This is a genomic window from Pseudomonadota bacterium (assembly GCA_030859565.1).
Lineage (GTDB): Bacteria > Pseudomonadota > Gammaproteobacteria > JACCXJ01 > JACCXJ01 > USCg-Taylor.
Genome location: JALZJW010000269.1, coordinates 1 through 2,537 on the forward strand (window position 1 = coordinate 1; position 2,537 = coordinate 2,537).

The 2,537-nt window shown below is 59.6% G+C and carries 4 protein-coding genes and 1 pseudogene; 3 read left to right on the top strand and 2 right to left on the bottom strand.

Annotation, left to right across the window (positions count from 1 at the left end):
- Positions 1-304 precede the first annotated feature (304 nt).
- Both M3436_20590 and M3436_20595 read left to right on the top strand, forming a co-directional pair.
- Positions 305-533, top strand: a pseudogene (locus M3436_20590) (hypothetical protein).
- Between the two features lie 129 nt (positions 534-662).
- Positions 663-1,010 (top strand): hypothetical protein, encoded by a 348-nt coding sequence (locus M3436_20595; protein ID MDQ3566369.1) that lies wholly within the window; start codon positions 663-665, stop codon positions 1,008-1,010.
- A 326-nt stretch (positions 1,011-1,336) separates the two neighbouring features.
- On the opposite strand, the gene M3436_20600 is transcribed toward M3436_20595, so the two are convergent.
- Together M3436_20600 and M3436_20605 are read right to left on the bottom strand one after the other, a co-directional pair.
- A complete protein-coding gene (locus M3436_20600; protein MDQ3566370.1) occupies positions 1,337-1,636 on the bottom strand; it encodes a vitamin K epoxide reductase family protein in 300 nt (99 codons plus the stop codon).
- Positions 1,637-1,645: 9 nt separating this feature from the next.
- Positions 1,646-1,900: a hypothetical protein gene (locus M3436_20605; protein ID MDQ3566371.1), complete on the bottom strand. Its 255-nt coding sequence runs from the start codon at positions 1,898-1,900 to the stop codon at positions 1,646-1,648.
- Positions 1,901-2,107: 207 nt separating this feature from the next.
- Here M3436_20605 and M3436_20610 point away from each other — a divergent pair.
- Positions 2,108-2,537 (top strand): alpha/beta hydrolase (locus M3436_20610; protein ID MDQ3566372.1); only part of this gene is annotated, 430 nt, incomplete at its 3' end.

Genomic DNA, 2,537 nt, shown 5'->3' on the forward strand with positions numbered 1-2,537 from the left:
TACGATCCGAAGAAGAATAAAGAATCCGCTCGAAGCCGGCAAACTTATGCTCAACACGAGATCGAATCTCGCCAACGACAATCCCAAATCAAAATTCACACGAGTTTTTCAACAAAATCGGGAGCTAGCCTGCTTTCGCGAATGTCAGGAGTGGGTCGGAAGCCGAGATTCAAACTGAGACACTACCGGAAATTCTGTTATCGAAAGAGGGCTACGGCAGGCTGTGGACACTTACAAGACCATCGGAGACTTGGGGCGAGGCTATCGAATGCCTTATTTCTGGAAATAGAACACTGAGAGAAACTTCTACCCGGATTTTGTGTGTGAATTGTTGGATGGCCGGGCTGCTGGCGGTGGAATATAAGGGAGAGCCTTACAAGACCAATGACGATTCGCGCGAGAAGATTCAGATAGGCGAGCAGTGGGAGAAAACCAGTAGCGGGAAATGCTGGTTCCTAATGGCGGTCGAGCGCGACGCCCAGGGGCGCGGAGTCGCGAAGCAGATTGCAGACAAGATCGCCAGCAATGGCTGACACGCTGGATGCGATGGGCACAAAACAATCAATTGCCCGAATGCGCCATATCTTCGCGGATTTATCCAAGGTCCGGGACGCTATTGGAACAACGTTTAGCCAATTGATTTCGGAAAATCGAAAAGGGTCATGGGCGGCTACGCATCCGGGCGTATAGGCTGGCGTGCGAAGTGTGAGAGCCTGCTTTCGATTGACGTGCGCCGGTGGGCGCGCGAAGGTTATCTGAGATGCCGGTCCTATTTTGGCTGGCAACAGACGATCGACAGCGAGCGCACGTCAAACATCGGCGTATGGGTGCATGAGCGTGAGGGCCGAATTGAGCTGGCCTACAGCAAAGACGGAGAGCAATACCGTTACCCGGTCTATTTGCTTTCGACGAGGTGTTACTTCGGAGGGTGGCGGCTCTGGATGCCCGATCGCCGGATGCAACAGGCGAGCGGCGAAGCTGTACCTTGGAAGTCGCTATTTCGGTTGTAGGCGCTTGCTACAGGCTCGCGTATCAATCGCAGTGCTACTCGCCAAGGGGATAGGGCGCTAACCCAGGCAGGAAAGATCAGGCGCAAGCTGGGCGGCGCTGAGGGCATTGCCTGGGACTTTCCAGAAAAGCCGCCCCGGAGTCGGTGGCGGACCTATGAACGTCTGCGGGATCGTTGCAATAGGTACGAGGGAATTTACGACTCCGGAACGTGGGCCGTCATACAGCGCATATTGGCCCGAAGTTCCTGAGCGACTACTATTCCGCTTTCGAGGGGGTCGCTTTCAAGGCTTGCTGAAAATCATGGCGGCCAATCCCGATGCGGTGTTTATCGGCGCTTCGAGCACGCCGGCAGCGCTGAGACGGCCTCGCGCGGAAATAGCGTGATGACGAGATCGGCGGCACCGGCGAATGCGAGCGTCGCCACCAAAGCGGCCGGCGTCCGAGCCAGCGTCTGGATGTCGCGAGCCGCGCTGTCAGGCAGGCTGCCCACGCGGGATCGTTCGGAGGCAGAAATCAGTAAGAGCACGGCAATCGCCGCGTAGGTGCCAAGACAGAGCAGGCACACCGTCCCGAGCACGAAGACCGACGCGTACGCGAGATAGTGCACCCCCACGAAGCCCGACACGGCGAACACCTACCCGGCCAGATTCCGGCGCGCGGCGGGCGACTGACTGCACAGCCCAGTCAGGCCCAGCACGAAGGCGAAGTACAACACGCCGACGAGCACCACGGGCACGCCAGCCACCGAACCGAACCGGCTCGTGTAGGCCTCGGTGCAGCTGAATGTCGTATTGAAGTCGCAGACACTCTCATAGAGCGGGTCGCGAAGGATATTGTAGCCCACCCACGCCGATGCCGCCGCGAAGCCGAGTCCCACAAGGGCGGCCACGACCAACCACTTGACGTGTGGCGCCGGGCCTGCCTCTATCGTCGGACTCGCCTACGCTCTGGGTGCGGGTTTGCTTTTTCGCGATTTTGCGCTCATCGAGCCACGGTCTCCTAGTGTGCCTAGGAGTGTGCCCAACGCTCTTCTAGTTTGTTTGTCAAGGAGAGCAGTCAGAGTTAGGATAGCCGCGCTCAGCACTAGCGCTTCAACATGCGCACCAAGCTCACGCCACAGTCCGCCCTGGCGATCGCGGCGATCCTGGCCGTCCTCGCGATAATCATCCTCACCGAGGCACGGGGCCCGATCTCGTTTCCCGCGCAGGACGGGTGGATCATCCACGCGGACCTGTACGGAGCGAGTGATCGCGGCGTGGTGCTGGTCCATGGAGGCGGGAAGACGAAGAGTGATTGGAAGGAGCAGGCGCAGGTACTCGTGAAGGCAGGCTTTCGCGTGCTCGCGATCGACCTGCGAGGGTTCGGCCTGTCCCACGATGGCCCGCTGTCCGCCAACCGCGAGGCCACGTCGTTCGACGTGCTGGCCGCCGTGCGCTATCTGCGGAAGACAGGCGCAAAGACCGTGGCGGTGGTCGGTGCAAGCATGGGAGGCGATGCGACGGAAGACGCCCTCGGCCTCGCGACGC

What these genes read in the sequence shown, in the direction of transcription:
- M3436_20595 (MDQ3566369.1), top strand. Translation starts at nt 663, where the DNA reads ATGGGCGGCTACGCATCCGGGCGTATAGGCTGGCGTGCGAAGTGTGAG.